Origin of the sequence: Vibrio sp. FE10, from assembly GCF_030297155.1 — a bacterium.
Classification (GTDB): domain Bacteria; phylum Pseudomonadota; class Gammaproteobacteria; order Enterobacterales; family Vibrionaceae; genus Vibrio; species Vibrio apostichopi.
This window is the reverse complement of record NZ_AP028067.1, coordinates 1,369,347-1,385,177: the sequence shown is the minus strand read 5'-3', so window position 1 is coordinate 1,385,177 and position 15,831 is coordinate 1,369,347. Positions and strand designations below refer to the sequence as shown.

General features: G+C 42.7%; 17 protein-coding genes and 1 pseudogene. 4 read left to right on the top strand and 14 right to left on the bottom strand.

Going from position 1 to position 15,831, the window contains the following annotated elements:
• Positions 1–325 precede the first annotated feature (325 nt).
• Positions 326–493, bottom strand: coding sequence for a hypothetical protein (locus QUF19_RS06315; RefSeq protein WP_286297636.1), 168 nt, complete (start codon positions 491–493; stop codon positions 326–328).
• A 194-nt stretch (positions 494–687) separates the two neighbouring features.
• On the opposite strand from QUF19_RS06315, the gene zigA reads away from it, so the two are divergent.
• A complete protein-coding gene (gene zigA / locus QUF19_RS06310) occupies positions 688–1,887 on the top strand; it encodes a zinc metallochaperone GTPase ZigA (RefSeq protein ID WP_286297634.1) in 1,200 nt (399 codons plus the stop codon).
• Between the two features lie 127 nt (positions 1,888–2,014).
• Here zigA and QUF19_RS06305 read toward each other — a convergent pair whose 3' ends face one another.
• The 4 genes from QUF19_RS06305 to QUF19_RS06290 all read right to left on the bottom strand — a co-directional run bounded on the left by QUF19_RS06305 (position 2,015) and on the right by QUF19_RS06290 (position 5,408).
• A complete protein-coding gene (locus tag QUF19_RS06305; RefSeq protein WP_286297632.1) occupies positions 2,015–3,229 on the bottom strand; it encodes a CobW family GTP-binding protein in 1,215 nt (404 codons plus the stop codon).
• Positions 3,230–3,459: 230 nt separating this feature from the next.
• Complete coding sequence (locus tag QUF19_RS06300) at positions 3,460–3,852, bottom strand: NUDIX hydrolase (protein WP_286297630.1); 393 nt, start codon at positions 3,850–3,852, stop codon at positions 3,460–3,462.
• Positions 3,853–3,912: 60 nt separating this feature from the next.
• Positions 3,913–4,674, bottom strand: coding sequence for a nucleotidyltransferase domain-containing protein (locus QUF19_RS06295; RefSeq protein WP_286297628.1), 762 nt, complete (start codon positions 4,672–4,674; stop codon positions 3,913–3,915).
• Positions 4,675–4,745: 71 nt separating this feature from the next.
• Positions 4,746–5,408: a DNA alkylation repair protein gene (locus QUF19_RS06290; RefSeq protein ID WP_286297626.1), complete on the bottom strand. Its 663-nt coding sequence runs from the start codon at positions 5,406–5,408 to the stop codon at positions 4,746–4,748.
• A 204-nt stretch (positions 5,409–5,612) separates the two neighbouring features.
• Between QUF19_RS06290 and QUF19_RS06285 the strand changes: the two genes are divergently transcribed.
• Positions 5,613–6,134, top strand: coding sequence for a type II secretion system protein (locus tag QUF19_RS06285; RefSeq protein WP_286297624.1), 522 nt, complete (start codon positions 5,613–5,615; stop codon positions 6,132–6,134).
• Positions 6,135–6,252: 118 nt separating this feature from the next.
• Here QUF19_RS06285 and QUF19_RS06280 read toward each other — a convergent pair whose 3' ends face one another.
• From QUF19_RS06280 to QUF19_RS06250, 7 genes and pseudogenes are all read right to left on the bottom strand, one after another.
• Positions 6,253–6,633 carry a hypothetical protein gene (locus QUF19_RS06280; RefSeq protein ID WP_286297622.1) on the bottom strand — a complete coding sequence of 127 codons (381 nt, stop codon included), beginning with the start codon at positions 6,631–6,633 and terminating at the stop codon, positions 6,253–6,255.
• 77 nt (positions 6,634–6,710) lie between these two features.
• Positions 6,711–6,812: pseudogene (locus tag QUF19_RS06275) on the bottom strand (GNAT family N-acetyltransferase); the annotation flags it as partial.
• 6 nt (positions 6,813–6,818) lie between these two features.
• The gene (locus QUF19_RS06270) at positions 6,819–7,214 is read right to left on the bottom strand and encodes a DUF3465 domain-containing protein (RefSeq protein WP_286297619.1); all 396 of its coding nucleotides are present in this window, start codon (positions 7,212–7,214) and stop codon (positions 6,819–6,821) included.
• 66 nt (positions 7,215–7,280) lie between these two features.
• Positions 7,281–7,532, bottom strand: coding sequence for a TIGR03643 family protein (locus tag QUF19_RS06265; protein ID WP_286297616.1), 252 nt, complete (start codon positions 7,530–7,532; stop codon positions 7,281–7,283).
• Between the two features lie 123 nt (positions 7,533–7,655).
• Positions 7,656–8,177: a GNAT family N-acetyltransferase gene (locus tag QUF19_RS06260; protein WP_286297614.1), complete on the bottom strand. Its 522-nt coding sequence runs from the start codon at positions 8,175–8,177 to the stop codon at positions 7,656–7,658.
• Positions 8,178–8,241: 64 nt separating this feature from the next.
• The gene (locus QUF19_RS06255; RefSeq protein ID WP_286297612.1) at positions 8,242–9,072 is read right to left on the bottom strand and encodes a hypothetical protein; all 831 of its coding nucleotides are present in this window, start codon (positions 9,070–9,072) and stop codon (positions 8,242–8,244) included.
• Between the two features lie 203 nt (positions 9,073–9,275).
• Complete coding sequence (locus QUF19_RS06250) at positions 9,276–9,701, bottom strand: hypothetical protein (protein WP_286297609.1); 426 nt, start codon at positions 9,699–9,701, stop codon at positions 9,276–9,278.
• Between the two features lie 515 nt (positions 9,702–10,216).
• Here QUF19_RS06250 and QUF19_RS06245 point away from each other — a divergent pair.
• Positions 10,217–10,408 (top strand): hypothetical protein, encoded by a 192-nt coding sequence (locus QUF19_RS06245; protein ID WP_102438918.1) that lies wholly within the window; start codon positions 10,217–10,219, stop codon positions 10,406–10,408.
• A gap of 319 nt (positions 10,409–10,727) precedes the next feature.
• Positions 10,728–11,147 (top strand): BLUF domain-containing protein, encoded by a 420-nt coding sequence (locus tag QUF19_RS06240; protein WP_286297606.1) that lies wholly within the window; start codon positions 10,728–10,730, stop codon positions 11,145–11,147.
• 83 nt (positions 11,148–11,230) lie between these two features.
• Here the strand turns inward: QUF19_RS06240 and QUF19_RS06235 are convergent, their stop codons facing one another.
• Positions 11,231–12,229 carry an OmpA family protein gene (locus QUF19_RS06235; protein ID WP_286297604.1) on the bottom strand — a complete coding sequence of 333 codons (999 nt, stop codon included), beginning with the start codon at positions 12,227–12,229 and terminating at the stop codon, positions 11,231–11,233.
• A 63-nt stretch (positions 12,230–12,292) separates the two neighbouring features.
• Positions 12,293–15,808: a hypothetical protein gene (locus tag QUF19_RS06230; protein ID WP_286297600.1), complete on the bottom strand. Its 3,516-nt coding sequence runs from the start codon at positions 15,806–15,808 to the stop codon at positions 12,293–12,295.
• Positions 15,809–15,831: the final 23 nt, after the last annotated feature.

Genomic DNA, 15,831 nt, shown 5'->3' with positions numbered 1-15,831 from the left:
GCTAATACATTGATTTTATTTGACTATTTCATTGGCCTTTTTAACCGTTTTTTAGGCCAATTAGAGCTTAATCACCAGCTCTAAATACATGAAATTCATATAAATCAATACCATACAGCTAAGATTACTACCAACATCGGGGTTTCACCGTTTCTGGGGTTTAGAAAATCGAGGAATATTATGATTTTTCATAACCTTAGACGATAAATGGGTAAATAGTGAAAGCACGAAAGATCACTATGGTGACAATATACAGTGCTCAAATGGCTTGTTATTCACTCTTATAAGCCCTCACAACACCTCTCCCCCATGCCACCATCCGATACTATAAAATTCTTGTAGAGTGTGATTTAAGAATATCTGCACATGTCGATTCATCAAGCTCAAACACTCGGTTTTCAAAAGAAGCGAGCTGAGCTTCATCCATATAATCCGTCTCGGGCGCAGCAACAATTTCTTCTTCTGTCATGACATTACTTTTCTCTTCGTTCATAGAACCTCCACACCAAGATAAGAGTCAGATGCCCTTTGTTGCGTGCATCTGAGCCTCCACAACTTAAAAACGAACAAAGGCTCCAATAAGGTGCAGTGCTCGACACAGAAATAAACTGCTTGATGCCAGAGTTAAGATCACCGATCATGCTTAGTGTTATATTATAACATTACACTAATAAAAAGAGCATGAGCATGAAAACCCAAAAACTCCCTGTTACGGTTTTATCCGGCTTTCTCGGCGCAGGAAAAACAACCGTTTTAAGTCATATTCTTAACAACAGACAAGGCAGAAAAGTTGCGGTCATCGTCAACGACATGAGTGAAATCAACATCGATGCAGCGACCGTTCAGAATGAAGTTTCTCTCAACCACAGTGAAGAAAAACTGGTTGAAATGAGTAACGGCTGTATCTGTTGTACCCTGCGTGAGGATCTACTTGAAGAAGTTACCAAACTCGCTCAAGAAGGTAGATTCGATTACTTAGTGATTGAGTCCACTGGCATCGCTGAGCCACTTCCCGTTGCAGAGACTTTTACTTTCGCTGATGATAATGGGCTTTCGCTTTCAGACGTTGCCCGTTTAGACACAATGGTAACAGTGGTTGATGCCATCAACTTCCTGCGAGATTACGATGAAGCGAAGTTCTTAACAGAGACGCCCGAGTCATTAGGTGAAGACGATGAGCGCAGTGTCGCTGATTTACTTGTCGATCAAGTAGAGTTCGCGGATGTGATCTTGATAAGCAAAACCGATCTCGCTGAGAAGTCAGAAGTCGAGAGACTTTTGGCGATTCTTAAAACACTCAATACCTCAGCCACTATTCTTCCTATCTCGAATGGTGAAGTGGAACTTGATGCGGTACTCGACACACAGAGTTTCAGTTTTGAAAAGGCACAACAAGCCCCTGGTTGGTTGAAAGAAATGCGAGGCGAGCACATACCTGAAACTGAAGAATACGGTATTTCCAGCTTTGCATATCATGCGAGGCGTCCTTTCCATCCAGAAAAATTCTATGATTTCCTCCATAACGCAGAAGACTACGGCAAACTGATTCGTTCTAAAGGTTACTTTTGGTTAGCAACGAGGCCGGAGTTTGTGGGCCAGTGGAGCCAAGCGGGCGGCATCGCACGTTATGGTGCCGCAGGTATGTTTTGGAAAGCAATTCCGAAAGAGGAATGGCCGACGGATCAAGAATCCCTCGATGCCATCAACAATATTTGGCAAGAACCTTATGGCGATATGCGTCAAGAATTGGTGTTTATTGGCCAAGGATTAGAGCAAGAAAAATTGATTTCCCGTCTCAACGAATGTTTGTTAACGGAAGATGAAATGGAGCAAGAGGGCGACTATTGGTTGTCTTTGGAAGACCCATTCCCTGCTTGGGAAGAATAAACAGCTTAGATAAAAAAACCTCCCGCTATTCGGGAGGCTTTCATGTTTTATGAGGTCAATTCAGTAAATCCGTTATTGGAACAAACCGAGATTTAACAACGCGGCGACGCAGTATTCACCAGTGTACTTAAAGTGTCTTCTTCTGGCTTAACTTGGCAATTTTCTTTGGCCAAGGATCTTCAAATGTCTCCCCTTGCTGCCACAAATCCAATTCCGCATCAGTCAAAAAACAGTTTTCCAGTGCATCGATAAAGGCGTCGACTTCATCTTCTTGCCCAATCACCGTTAAACGACAACGACGATCACCAAAGCGGCTTTCAACACTGTCTATCTTATCTTGCAGAATTTGACGGTGTTCCTCAGTAAAGTTTTGTGATTCATCATTGATCACCGAAGCACGCCAAAAGCCTGTAATTTCAAGCCCAACATTGCCGTTCGCTTGGCTCCAAAGCAATGAAACATCATCTCGAGTAGGGAACCAAAAGAACCCTTTGCTACGAAATACGCCTTTCGTTAAATGCTGTTGGCACGTATTCCATAAACGCGCAGGATGAAATGGGCGATCATCTTTGATCACTTTTGCGACAAGGCTTTGTTCGTCTTTATCTGAGAGATTCAAAGGTTCATTCACTGTCTCTCGAAGTTCTGCGGTTAACTGTTCCACTAAGGCAAAGTTGTAGTCTTGCTTACCTTTTAACGTGCGGATATCCAAGTTTCCCCATGAAGTTTTGATTATCTCGGAGTACACATTGAGCGGGTGAATCGCCTGCGCAATGTTGCGAACGGTATGGTCATCCACTTTGTCCGTTTTGGTTAGCATGACACGATTTGAGAACATGATTTGTTCAACCAACAGGTTTTCTACACCACGAACACCTTGCTGCACATTCTCCTGCCACTTAGGGATTAACGCAGCTCCTTGTTGATAATCATCCCGCAGCCAAGTCGCATCCACTAACGTAGTCACGTCTTTAAGTGCAAATTGCGCGTTGTTTTTGAAATACTCAATCAAAGGCAAAGGATGGCTACTACCCGACGTTTCAATCACAATCCATTCTGGCGACTTTTCTGCACAGAGCTTTTTAAGCGCTTTATCGAGGTGCTTTACACCACTCGGGCTGCTGATGCTATCTCCACTGATCGTGACGAAATTGCCCTGCTCTTCACTCACCGCATCTGTATTTAAGATGAGCACACCATCGACATCCAACTCACTCATGTCATTCACAATAACGGACAGGTCATCGCCGGAATAATCGGTTTGTTGAAGAATGTTGCGTAAGAACGTGGTTTTCCCTGACCCTAGAAACCCATGCAAAATGGTGACTGGAATTGACGACATACCTTTGACCTAAAAGCTCGAACAAGTCTAACGTTATAACATAACAATTAATTATGTAAAAGTAATCCCGTGCGGTCTTAGTTAAATAGCTGACAAAACGGTAAAGAGCATAGAGGCAGGGCTACGTGAGCCAAAGTACACGGAGTATCGAAATACATACCAATGTAAACACAACAACCAAGTGTTTAGGTTGTTGTGTTTACTGCTGTCGGTGTTTATCTGGCGAAGCTTTAGAGAAACATCCCTACCCGCTCCACTTCTTTCAAAGCAACGCCATCGGCAGCAATACCAACAAGATCTGTATTTAACGAATACCACGCGACACTGTCAGCCTCTTGAGTTGTGATATCTCCTTTCCAGTCACTCACAATAAAGTAATGGATCAACTGAAGCTCTTTCGTAGGATGGTAAAGTGAGCACAAGTATTTGTAATGAATGGGAACAACATTAAGCTCTTCATCGAGCTCACGAAACAACGCTTGTACCTGACTTTCACCATGCTCAATATGGCCGCCAGGTATGGTAATTAAGCCAGGATCCGTTTCTTTAGACTCACTACGCTTTTCTAACAATACTTGTGATTCGTTCAGCAAAATAAAAGAAACACACTCATGTACATCCATCAGATTTCCCTTAAACCGTTACAACGGCAGCTAAGTTTGTTTTCTAATTTGTGTTAATGCTTAACTTACAACAAGCTCTTTACTAAACCTTTCACACAATTCAAAAGCTTCTGTTTTAGATATCAAATTTCCGAAAGCGTATTGATGTGCTAACTCAATATCATCGTCTAGGTTTGGGTAATAGCGCTTGGCTACTGCAGCGCACTGAGACAAATCTGTGTACCAACTGCCGTCTTTCTCAGCAACAAAGTAATATGCTGCTCTAACTAACTTCTTGCCAATAACCTTGGCGACGTCTGCATCACTCATGCTTTCAAAGCTTGGGGTCATTTGTTCAAGAAAAGTCGATAAAACACCATTAAGAGCTTGAGCTATTTCAATACTTGGCTTGTGACGTGGAAACCCAGCAGATAAATCATTACCCCACATACAACAGCAACAATGTTTGAGCCAAAACTGCCAATGGAATTCTTCGTTGGGCTGAAGAATCTCTGAGAGAAAACCTGGATCGATATCAAGCTTGCTCACTTGAGGATATGCTTTGGGAATGGCGTCAGAAAGTCGCTTAAATACTTCCTCTTCTCTTTGACCAACAGGCGTAGCGAGGACGATAGAAACATCCAAATCAGAGTGGCCAACAATGGCAGTTCCTCTCGGCACGCTTCCATACAAGTAGATGCCATCAATTTGGTTCGGAAGTTCGCTTAACAACGAGTCAATAACGGCATTCACGACATCTTGGAATTCAGGAGTGATATTCTCAGGTGAGTATACGTTTTCGATGAACCCGTCTTTGTCGAGCCCTCTAGTTTGATCTTGCACCTTAGGTTCCTATTTTAATCGTTATAATTAATCACACCGGATTCTTATGATGATTTGAGAAGTGCCAATGGTCAAAGTGACATTAACTCTCGCTTAGTTTTACCATCCAGCTTTTCAATCGCGTAACGAAAAGCGACTCTTGGCATTACGGTATGGTTAGCCTTTAAATAACGAATCACCAATTGAGGCTCTTTTTGAGTGAGCACTTTTAGCATCCAACCATAGCCTTTTTGCACGAGAGCATGTTCATCTTTAATCAACAAATCGGCCACTTTAAAGGGGTTCAAACCTGAGTATCTATCCTTATTGATCGGGTAAATTAAGACAACCGCTGCTGCTCTTCGCACAGCAAAGTTAGAATGGTCGACCCATCTAGTTGTCATCTCGAACAACTCATGGTGTTGAGATAGTAACTCACCAAACGCATAAGTACAGAAGTCATCACAATCATTCCAGTCAGTGACATACTCCATTAACCAATGCTCAAAGATTGGAAACGTTTCTTTCGAATATTGTTTTCTTACTCTAAAAGCCCAGTCGTAAGCAATAACGCCTAACGCCCAATCCCTTTCTTCAAGCAATTGAGTACACAAGGACAAAACATTGGAGATATCTTTGTTTTTGATGGTTTTAAAAACGAGCGCCGATATAGATCGAACCTGCTCTGTTTTAACACTAGCCTTTGGATAACCAACGTCTGAAAGATGAAGCTTTACCGTTTCAACGATATTCATTAATTGCAAAACCTTCATAGAGCTAAAATTAATATCAAAGTGAGATACACAGCACTTAAGCCATGCGCGTTGGATTTATAAAATATAAGTTACCTTAATCACAACATTCATTATTGAGCATTTAAATTACCACCCAAATGAGGATATTCCCTTTGGTAAGAGTAACTTATAATGCATACTAGCGGCCTTTAAAAGAGGTGCTAAATGAAAAAGAACGGTTTTACACTTATTGAGCTTGTTGTCGTTATTGTGATCCTTGGAATACTCGCCGTAACTGCTGCTCCAAGGTTCCTCAATGTAAGTACTGATTCTCATATTGCAGTGGTGAAAGGCACTGGCGCTTCTTTTAAAACAGGTGTCGATCTTGCCTATTCAAAAAATTTAACCTCAAACGGTGGCGGTGCTTCCACAAACGTCCCTATCTATGATGACTCCGCGACCGGCCAGCTTGACTTCAATGAATGGGGATATCCAGCCCAACAATGGCACTTACCCGAAGAATCTCCAAGATTAGATAACGCTGAAGACTGCATTTCGGTATGGGGCGCACTGCTCCTCGATCCACCGAGTATTTCAAGTTTCAATTCACCAGAAGAAACCGACTACATTGCTGAATATATACAGACGGATCAGTGTATCTATCATTATCGAGTCGTACCGGGAATTTCCATTGACTACAACTCAATGAATGGTGAGGTTACTGTGGATGATGAGCCGAACAGCTAAACTTTCCGTCACACAAGCCTAACAAATGAGAATTAGGATTCAGTGTAATGAAAACTCGGGGTCCGAATTACGACCAGTTTTGTAGCGATGTCGATTCAATTCAGCCTGTGTATTTTCTTTACTCTAAATTTTCTAACCCCGACGTATCAATACCTTTCAATGCGTCTTTTGCCATGTCATCAGTATTTGTCGAATCAGTTTTTTGTGGGTAACTACCCGCGATACCTTTACCTATCGACATTGCTTCATCTTGTAGTTTTTTACCCTCTGATTCACCAGCAAGCCAACCTTGCTTATAGTCCGTATCTGAGTCAAAACGTTTTTCGTCTTTCATATAGTCTTCAAAGTCATTACCGGCTTCTTGCATGCCGCTGTGCCTGCCATCATGAAAACCCTGTATGTAAGATTCGTTATGTCCACTCTCAATCAAAGCGCTGTCACTTGTCCCACAACCAGAAGAAATAATTGCAAATAATAATACCAGTACAAACCGCGTCATTCTCGACCCCTCAGTAATTAAGCCTTTAACTTAACAATAGTCTAATACCTGTCAGAGAGGTGCTTGGGCATACCAAATTATATCTTCTGCCATTCAGATCGAAGAACAGCTAAAACAACCATATCCCACCATTTATCTTTGAAAAATCGGGGCTCTTTGAAACAAGCTTCTTGTCTCATAGGTGTTTACTCGTATACGTTCCCATTGTGCTTTAACCAACCGTGAGCGTGACGGTTGTTAGGGTCTCTGTGAGTCCAGTGAATTACGCCACCTTTCTTGTTCCATTCATACTCGCCATAGAATTCAACTCGGTCACCTTTTCCTAATCCTTTAATACGAGGAGCCAAGTCAATATTGTGCGCGACTAGCACGGTTTGTTTACTGTCCAATCGTAAGATAAACTTCTGATGTCTAGAGCCTTTGTTATCATCTGGAAGTATTCGAGAAACTGTACCAGAGCCACGAACTTGTACATCGCTTTGGTGACTCTCGTAAGCTTGTTTAAGGTGAACATCATTAGCTTGAACATAACTAACACCAAAGCAAAGCACTGCCAAAATTAGAGCAAAAAATTGTTTCATTCCTTTTATTCCTTTCGTTTCCATACTGATATATTCATTGGAATTGCTGGTTAAGTAAGTTCCTATTTAACGATGCTTGTATTGAGTAGGACAATACCCTCTCGATACATCTGCACTACGAAGTTTTATGTGCTTGGTAGAACGACCAGAAACACGTGTGCGCCACAATTTAAAACTGCCAAGCTTCAGATGGCTTCGCATGAAGCGAATCACTTCTGATTCATTCAAACCAAATTGCAGCTCTATCGCCTCAAACGGAGTTCTATCTTCCCACGCCATTTCTATAATTCTTGATTCATTCTCTTTAGATAGCATCATGCATACTCTTCCTTTGTAAACTGGGAGAAATACGCTCGTCTTAGATTTAAAGATCACAAGTGACCACTTTGGACTACACGACTTATAAAGTTAAATAAAACAACAAACTAACTCGAATCATGGCTATTTGCTTTCCAGCCACTCAGAACGCAATAGGCCATACTTAATCGAGTCATAATACTCGCCTTGGTAATAACGCACTTTTCTTAGCCTAGCTTCTTGCTGGAAGCTTAATTTGAGAGCTAGTGACATCATCCGCGGATTACCTGACCAAGTGGTTAAGCCCACACGTTCGATCTGCTTATTTTCGAATAGGTAAGTAACCCAAAGCGGAAGTGCTAACGCGGCAATGCCATTACCCCAATACTCCGAGTTATAAATAACCACACCCGCTTCCAACCACCGTGTTTCTTCACATTCCCAGTAGCAACTGACCGTTCCAACAGGCACTTCGTCTACAACCACTAGCTGCAAGTCGGATCCATCGAGTAAGCGTTGAAACGAATGACTTTCAAACTCATCTAACGATGGGGGTGAATATGGGAAATAAGGGCCGTTAAACTTGGTCCACTCATCGTTTGAGATAAACAAAGCATAAATGGTAGCCAATTCGCTAGGCATTGCTGGTCTTATCGTTATGTCCATTTACCTTCCTTATCCTGTTTTCAAACGCCATCGTACTGTTTGAATATTCTCAGTATTAGCTCGACTAATTTTTGTTGGAGTTTGTTAGCTTTAAATGAGTATGCGCGAACTCCCTAAGCACTCTCGCATTATTGTGATGCGCGTTATCTCCGCATTGCTGTCCGTTAACTCTAATTTCAGGACTAGAGTAGGCAGGAATAATATCACACTCATAAGACATTACAGTGCCTCTCTCTGCACATGTAGCACCGAATGAATATGCGGGCGCTTTTGGGTACCTGTCAGCGATAAAATGTTCGATAGTCGCGTAATCTTTTAACACCGTTTTATAGTCATGGTTAGCACCGCTCAAATGACCAATTTCATGTTCCATTGTCGAGTCTGGGCAATTTATAGCCAAAAAGAAAAAACGAGAGACCTGAGATGCGATACCACAATATCGAGACTCGAAAGCAGAATGATAATTAGAAAACACAACACCTGTAAAAACAGGACGACCGTCCTCTGTGATTTCTTCAATTGGCTCTTCCATCGATAATTTGAGTAGCCTCTCTGCTGCACTCAAATCTTGAAACCAGAGGCTATCGATTACAGAGCTATAAGTCACCTTGGTTACTTTTCTCGTCATAGGAATGCAGGAGTTCTTCAACACCAGATTCGAATAGCTTTCCCATGTCGCTATTTTAGAGGTTATAAATTCTTTGGAATATTCGGCTAACACAGATTCATCAACATAAAGGTGGATCTCTGTGTTCAAAACATCACTCTGCGCACAAGTAGGAAACTCTATGGCTTGAGCATTGGAAAACCGGTTAAAGCTCAACACCATAATCACAAAATAACCAACGACCCGGATGAGCCTTTTGAAGAAACTCTTATTTACTTGTGTATTCACCGCCACCCTCTCCCTAAATTCAAAGCCCTAAAGACCATCATAAATGCCGTGACTTAAGATTCATAAAAATTACCATTGCCAACATCATCGCTGGCGTACAAAAGTAACCCGCTCTATCTATTTTTTTCAGAAAATAAAAAGCTCGCCAACGAGTGACGAGCCTTGTTTATTATTGAACCTAACTTATTACGACACCTTGCTTACTAAGAAACTTGGTCTCGTAACGTCAATTCGACGTTTTTCAAAATTTTGAACTCTTCGCGAGTACAACCACGAGCCACTGATACCCAATGATCACCAGTTTCGTCTGCCCCTTTAAATTCTGCACGCAATTCGTATTTTCGCCATGAGACAAAAGCCAAAATGAAAGTCAGCGCAAGCATAGGTAGCCCAAACTGAGGAACAAACGCCCAAGTCGCAGCGGAGAGTACTAAAGCCAGTGAAACGATATTGATAGCGTTTTCTTTGAAGCCCAATTGACGAATTTCTAACTGTTTAATTTTACGCAAGCTATAAACATCTTTCTTAACTCGTAGTTCATTAGAACTGACAAGGAAATCTGCTGCCTTATATGGTTTACGAAGTCGCATTAAATTCGCTAACCCGTTGCGTGTTTGGTTCTTATTCATCGCCTTTCTCCATGTTATTTAAAGGTTAGTAAAAACTAATATAATCATGAAGTTATTGATGCGTAGAGAATTTATAAATCAAACAAATGTTAAAATCAAGTTTATGCAATTAATAACACTTATAACAATACCCATCTAACATTGACTACCCCGATAGATACTACCTATCGTGAAGCTTAGATTTCACCTCGAACGATAAGTTTTAATTAGTTCGTTCCATGGGTTGCTAGAAAGAAGCAAAGTAAAAAGTTAAGTAATTCCTAGCCGTTTTGTAACCACTTATTTCAATTCAATTTGGATAGAAAATAACTGTCGCAAAAGTTGTTGAAGCCTTGTCACAGAACACCGTCGTAATCATAACCACTGCAATGAAAGACTTTCTCGTCCATTAGCCATTTGAATGATCAAATCATTCATCCGGAGGCATTAATACTGCTTATTGATTAAGCAATTGATCTCATATTATGAAGTCTGTATCTTTACGTTATGCACACTATTACCTAATGGAGGCAACGATGGACAAACTACTGACTTACGCTATGGAACAGAAACAACGTACAATGGTGACGAGTTTATTCGCGAGGAATGGATTTAAGATCGCGACAACTGATTTTGATGATATGACTTTTGAACGTGAAAGCGTGATGGTCAATGTTCGATTTGATGCATCTTCAAACGTAGAATCGATCTCGGTTTTGAACGAATAACGTTGATAGACATTGACGCTAGATTACAAACAGATCATATGATTCAATAGAAGGTGTGACTATCAGCACCTTCTACCATGACGAAGTACAATCACACGATAAAGCCGGTCGCCGGCTCCTTTGCCCATCCCCTCAAACAATTGAGTTACAAACTCTGAAATCGCCTGAATTGGTGTACCGAACGCCTTTTCTTAGCTTGGTCCTCACTCTTACTTCGCCAAAATAAGATCGTTAGTGATATTTTTGCCAATAATTAGCAATTCCATGAGCTTGGCTTATATTTATTAATACCTTTTGAACAAAATTCGAAGTGATGCCTATGCGCCTAACTCGGTTAATTTATGTCAGTACGCTTTGTGAAAGCTGCGACTCGAAGGCTTTAGATGAAATTCTCAAGATCTCACACGATCGTAATAAGCAGAGCCACTTAACTGGCCTTCTTAGTCACAACGACCAGTATTTCCTACAATGTATCGAAGGTTCACGAACTGCGGTTAACCATACCTATAATCATATTCTGAATGATAAGCGGCACAAAAAAGTCATGATTTTATATTTCAAAGAGATCGATTGTAGAGAATTTGGCGATTGGTCGATGGGTGATATTCCACAATCAAGCCTAACTGAACTGGTTAACTTACAGTTTTCAACATCTGATCAGTTCAATCCTTATGAGATGTCTGGAGAAAGTGCCTATCGAATGCTTCTAGAGTTAAAGCAAAACTTACCGTCTCAATAGATGTTTTACCTTAGTTAGCCCATAGAGCAGGCAGCAAAAAGCCCCAACGCATGGGGCTTTTTTGCATCTAAACCCAATGCTAACTATTGATTATCAGTCGAAGTTTTCTGCTCGCTCTCGATGCTCATTACTTCCTGTTCATTTCCAGAAAGCGCCTGCTGTTGACTGCCGGAAAGCATTTGTTGCTCTGCAGTAATATCAGATTCCTTGAACACGATAAATGCGCGGCGGTTTAGCGCATCAGCTTTCTCAGTGCGCTCATTGATCGCTGGCTGTAGTTTACCAAACGACTTCACTTCCCAGATGAACTGCTTAGGGTCGAGTTTAGTTTTGAGATACTCAACCACGGTTTCTGCACGGCGCTCTGCCAGCTTTTCATTGTAAGAAAGTGACCCCGCTTGGTCGGTGTGTCCTGCGACCATGATGCTGCCTTGCAAACCACTTAACTGCTCCGTGAAATCATCCAACTGAGTTAAGTCTTCTGGCTTAAGTACTGACTTGTCAAAATCAAAGTGTGGCGTCATTGCCATGTACACCTTACGTTCTGGTTTTGGTGGTTCACAGAAAGGCATCTCTTCGTATTTCTGCGCTTCTTCAAACACGATAAACGCACGGCGGTTTTCAGCTCTATCTTTATCGGTTTTACCAAATAGCAGAGGTTGAGTCTCACCAAGGTGCTTCACTTCCCAATCGTAATTCGTTGGGTCGAGGTGCGCTTTCAAATAGTCTGCAACCGATTTAGCACGGCGTTGTGAAAGGCGCTGATTGTAATCCAGCGAGCCCTTGTAATCGGTGTGGCCAACAATAGTGATGCGCCCTTTCAGGCCTCTGATCTCTTCCACAAACGCATCTAAGTTGAGCGCATCTAAATCGCGTATTTTGTATTTATCAAACGCAAAATGCTCTGCGATAGCGACATGCACCTCACGTTCAGGCGCTAAACATTCACTGATTAAAAACTTAGACACATCTAAGCCAGCAAACTTGTCTCTGTTTTCCTGGCTCACGTAGGTGTCAGTTGCACAGCCAGCAAGAAGCAAAGCGCTCATTACACCGCTGATTAGGCCAATTGTTATTTTCATCTTACGTTCAATTCTCAACTTTCAACTCTCTACTTTCTACTTTGCCCCCTCTTTGGGGCTGGCTTAAATCTTACCGACTAAGTTAATGAACACACCTGAAGCGTCATAATCATCATCGTTGGTTAAATCACTATCAAACGCAGAGAAGTTATAACCAATGCCCATTTTTAGGTTCTCACCAATATGCTTGTTCACAGAGACCAACGCGCCGTGCTCTAATTCATCATTGAGTGTGTCTGCTTTCCAGTGATATTCACCCGTCACGTCCCACTCTTTCATCACGCGATAAGAGGCGCTAAGTCCGTATAAGTCGATGTCACTTTTAACTATTTCATTCGTACCAGACGCTCGTTCGAAGGCTTGCTCTTTGTCTTTATGCGCATATTTAGTGCCGACGTCCCAGTGTTGGTCGATCGAGTAGATCGCTTCAACTTCAATGATCTGACTGGTTTCGTCTTGATAATCCACATCGCGATCCAGTTGATCGAAGTCCGCAATGTAGGTGTAACGGCTCAGTAAGTTGAGTCGATCGTTATAGATCGGACGATACGCAAGTCCGCCCGTCGCCTCGGTAAATTGCGCCATGGTTTCGCCAGTGGTTTCACTCTCTGTAATTGAGTAGTTGTACTTACCAAACAGCGTGTATTCTTCCGTTAAGTGGTGCGTGTAACGGTTGGTCGTCACGATTTGTTGCAGCTCTCGTTGCGCGATTTCTGGGTCGTCTTCGCTCTTATCCACTCGGTATTCGAATTTGTGACTTAAAGTGATGTCATCCAGATCAATCGATGCATTGAAGCTGATGGACTCACGCTCTGTGGTGATGTTCTCGTCATCTTCAATTTCACCAAGCTGATAACCTATGCCCATCTCGACATCATCCGTCACGTCGTAGCCAAAGCCATACGAGTCAATACGACCGTGACCATCGTTTTCATCAACGAACTGGTTCTCTTGGTAGAAATCGACACTGCTAGTGAGGTCTGCACGCTGACCGACAATCACGTTGTTTTCACCTTCGTAGTTATCATCAACATAGGTTACGTATGTTGAGTGGTCATCGGAAACATCGTAAGTCACGGTGGCTTCGGCAACCTGGCCGCGGTCGCCATCGGTGTATTCACCCCCCAATGACAGATCTTCCAATACTTGGAATTCTGCGCCAATCGATGCGCTATCGTTCTCGTCGTAGTCATCCGATTGAGAGACTGTGGTTTGTCCTTTGATGTAGACACTGTTGTCGCTGTCCCACATGTATTCCAAACGCACACCTGCTAGGGTCGCATCACTTTGTTCATCGTTTTGGTTCAGCTCTTCGGTTTGTTGCCCCGCCGCAGACACCTTGATGTGCTCAGTGATCTTGACTTGAGTCTCGATCTCAATGGTTTCAGTATCCGCTTCTAAATTGCCGTCGACATCGCGCTCTTCATTGGTAGAGAAACGAGACAGCACCGCTAAACGGTCGGTCGCTTGCAAACGAAGCTCGGCACCATAAGCTTCTTGTTCTAGGTCATCGCTGCTACTCGCGTAACTGTATCCTGCGTCTTTGTCTCGATACCAAAGTTTCAAGTCATTACCAACTGCGCCAAAAATAGTTGGGGCAAGATCGTAAAGGCTGGTCACAGCGGTAATTTGGATGCTGTCACCTTCCCGATCTTCTAATGTGTCGCCAATCGGCGTAAAGGTTAAACCACCATCGATTGAGACGAAATTCGACTCTGTTTGAGTACCTTCACTGTGAGCAAACTCAGCCTTAATGTAAGTACCTTCTGTTGCACGCAGCGTTAAGTCCGTACCGTAAGACTCGTAGTCTTGATTGTCTTTTTCTTGAGTCGCATACGTCACGCCAACACCAACGTAATCGTTGACCCAACCTTTGGCACGGCCACCATAAGACATCGCGTCTAACGAATCTGAACCTTGTGGGACATACTCATAATCGACAACCAGAAAGTTTTCGTAATCATCGCCGTTTTCAATCACGCTACCAAAGCTGTCAGACAAGATATTGTCGAGTGGCTTGGTCAGAATGATTCGACCTTGGTATGGGTCAAAATCATAGTCGACACCCGGCTCAAGTGGGATTTCATTTTGTACTAGGCCATATTCATCTTTTACTTTTACATAAACCTTGTCGCTTCCTGGTACCGCCTCGCCGTGGCGAAGGAAATACAGAGAACCACCCGTACCTAAGAACTCATCGTGTGCATACAAGGAGTCAGCTTCAGCCGTAAAACCGACCACATTCAAGCGGTCTTCACCGTATTGTGTGGTATCGCGAGTGCGATAATCAGCCTTGAAACCATAGAGGCTACGGTTGTAATCGTTGTTCTCAGTACCGGTTAAGCCTGTATTGTAGTTACCCCATAAATACTGCGATTTATCGTATTCAACGTTGAGGTAAACCTTACCCTTAGTGTTGACTACTTTTTCGATGTTTGAGCTGTCGCCATAGTTGCCGTAATACAGCTCATCGTCATCTTCGAGGATGTCGAATACATCCGAATCGTCTGATGCGAACGGATGTTTAAACATGTCTTTTATCTCACTTTCTCGAGTATCGAAGTGAGTGGTCACGCGAAGCTTGTCACCAAATTTACCCTGACCAAAGTACGCCAAACGACCTTGATTATAGATGTCATCTTGATACTGGTCATCGACACTTAATGCATCGCTATTGCCAGAAACATTGTTCTTACCAACATAAAGATCAGCCAAACCCGTTTGCGCGTAGTAAGTATCTGGGATACGAACGTAAAGCTTGTAGCGGCGTTCATCACCGTTATCAAACACAACCTTAGTTGGGAAAATGTAGGAATCTGTTGGTAGGTATTGCTCTGCGTATAAGTTACCATCTTCAACGTCAAATTCGTCTTCACCAATGATGACTCTATCAACGCCTTTTAAACCGGTACCAATGAACTTGGCTAAGCCTGCATTTGTCGGGATGTTGTGACGCATCAGTTTAGCTTGTCCGTAGCTTTTGCCTTTGCTCTCTTCATCGTCGTTGTCGTTTCGATCGATATCGACTTCAGAGTCAGGCTTCACCAAGTCCGTCACACCCACTGTGGTCACGTCCATGTTGCCATCTTTGTCCCACGCTTTTAGGCGGAACATCAACTGCTCACCGACTTCAAACTGGTAGTCAACATCGGTTTGACCATCCCAGTTGATGTCAGAATCGTTTGCCAGTTTATCGCCATCAAGCACAGCGATTGGCTCAGACAAACCAAAGTCACCAACACGGTACACTTCCAGTTGGTACTTCTTGATGTAGTAACCATAGTTAGTGGTGATGGTGAATCCGACGCTGTCACGCAGTGTGCCTTGCTCAACTTCTAATTCATCGCTGACACTGACATCTAACACTGGGTCAAAGCGAGTGATGTCACGGCTTGCCCAAATAGCGCCTTGCTCTAGGTAAATACGCGAGCTGTCTTGGTCTTGGTTCGGTTTGGTGATTTCAATGCCAGTCGTCTCAGAGCCGAGTTTTTCAAGCTTACCAGTGTCTTTTGCTAGCGCCATTACAGGGATGGCAGTCAACACACACGTCGCTAAACGAGACTTACTAAATACTTTCATACAATTTCCAGATACGGTTCCAA

What these genes read in the sequence shown, in the direction of transcription:
- QUF19_RS06315 (WP_286297636.1), bottom strand. Translation starts at nt 493, where the DNA reads ATGAACGAAGAGAAAAGTAATGTCATGACAGAAGAAGAAATTGTTGCT.
- zigA (WP_286297634.1), top strand. Translation starts at nt 688, where the DNA reads ATGAAAACCCAAAAACTCCCTGTTACGGTTTTATCCGGCTTTCTCGGC.
- QUF19_RS06305 (WP_286297632.1), bottom strand. Translation starts at nt 3,229, where the DNA reads ATGTCGTCAATTCCAGTCACCATTTTGCATGGGTTTCTAGGGTCAGGG.
- QUF19_RS06300 (WP_286297630.1), bottom strand. Translation starts at nt 3,852, where the DNA reads ATGGATGTACATGAGTGTGTTTCTTTTATTTTGCTGAACGAATCACAA.
- QUF19_RS06290 (WP_286297626.1), bottom strand. Translation starts at nt 5,408, where the DNA reads ATGAATATCGTTGAAACGGTAAAGCTTCATCTTTCAGACGTTGGTTAT.
- QUF19_RS06285 (WP_286297624.1), top strand. Translation starts at nt 5,613, where the DNA reads ATGAAAAAGAACGGTTTTACACTTATTGAGCTTGTTGTCGTTATTGTG.
- QUF19_RS06280 (WP_286297622.1), bottom strand. Translation starts at nt 6,633, where the DNA reads ATGACGCGGTTTGTACTGGTATTATTATTTGCAATTATTTCTTCTGGT.
- QUF19_RS06270 (WP_286297619.1), bottom strand. Translation starts at nt 7,214, where the DNA reads ATGAAACAATTTTTTGCTCTAATTTTGGCAGTGCTTTGCTTTGGTGTT.
- QUF19_RS06265 (WP_286297616.1), bottom strand. Translation starts at nt 7,532, where the DNA reads ATGATGCTATCTAAAGAGAATGAATCAAGAATTATAGAAATGGCGTGG.
- QUF19_RS06260 (WP_286297614.1), bottom strand. Translation starts at nt 8,177, where the DNA reads ATGGACATAACGATAAGACCAGCAATGCCTAGCGAATTGGCTACCATT.
- QUF19_RS06250 (WP_286297609.1), bottom strand. Translation starts at nt 9,701, where the DNA reads ATGAATAAGAACCAAACACGCAACGGGTTAGCGAATTTAATGCGACTT.
- QUF19_RS06245 (WP_102438918.1), top strand. Translation starts at nt 10,217, where the DNA reads ATGGACAAACTACTGACTTACGCTATGGAACAGAAACAACGTACAATG.
- QUF19_RS06240 (WP_286297606.1), top strand. Translation starts at nt 10,728, where the DNA reads ATGCGCCTAACTCGGTTAATTTATGTCAGTACGCTTTGTGAAAGCTGC.
- QUF19_RS06235 (WP_286297604.1), bottom strand. Translation starts at nt 12,229, where the DNA reads ATGAAAATAACAATTGGCCTAATCAGCGGTGTAATGAGCGCTTTGCTT.
- QUF19_RS06230 (WP_286297600.1), bottom strand. Translation starts at nt 15,808, where the DNA reads ATGAAAGTATTTAGTAAGTCTCGTTTAGCGACGTGTGTGTTGACTGCC.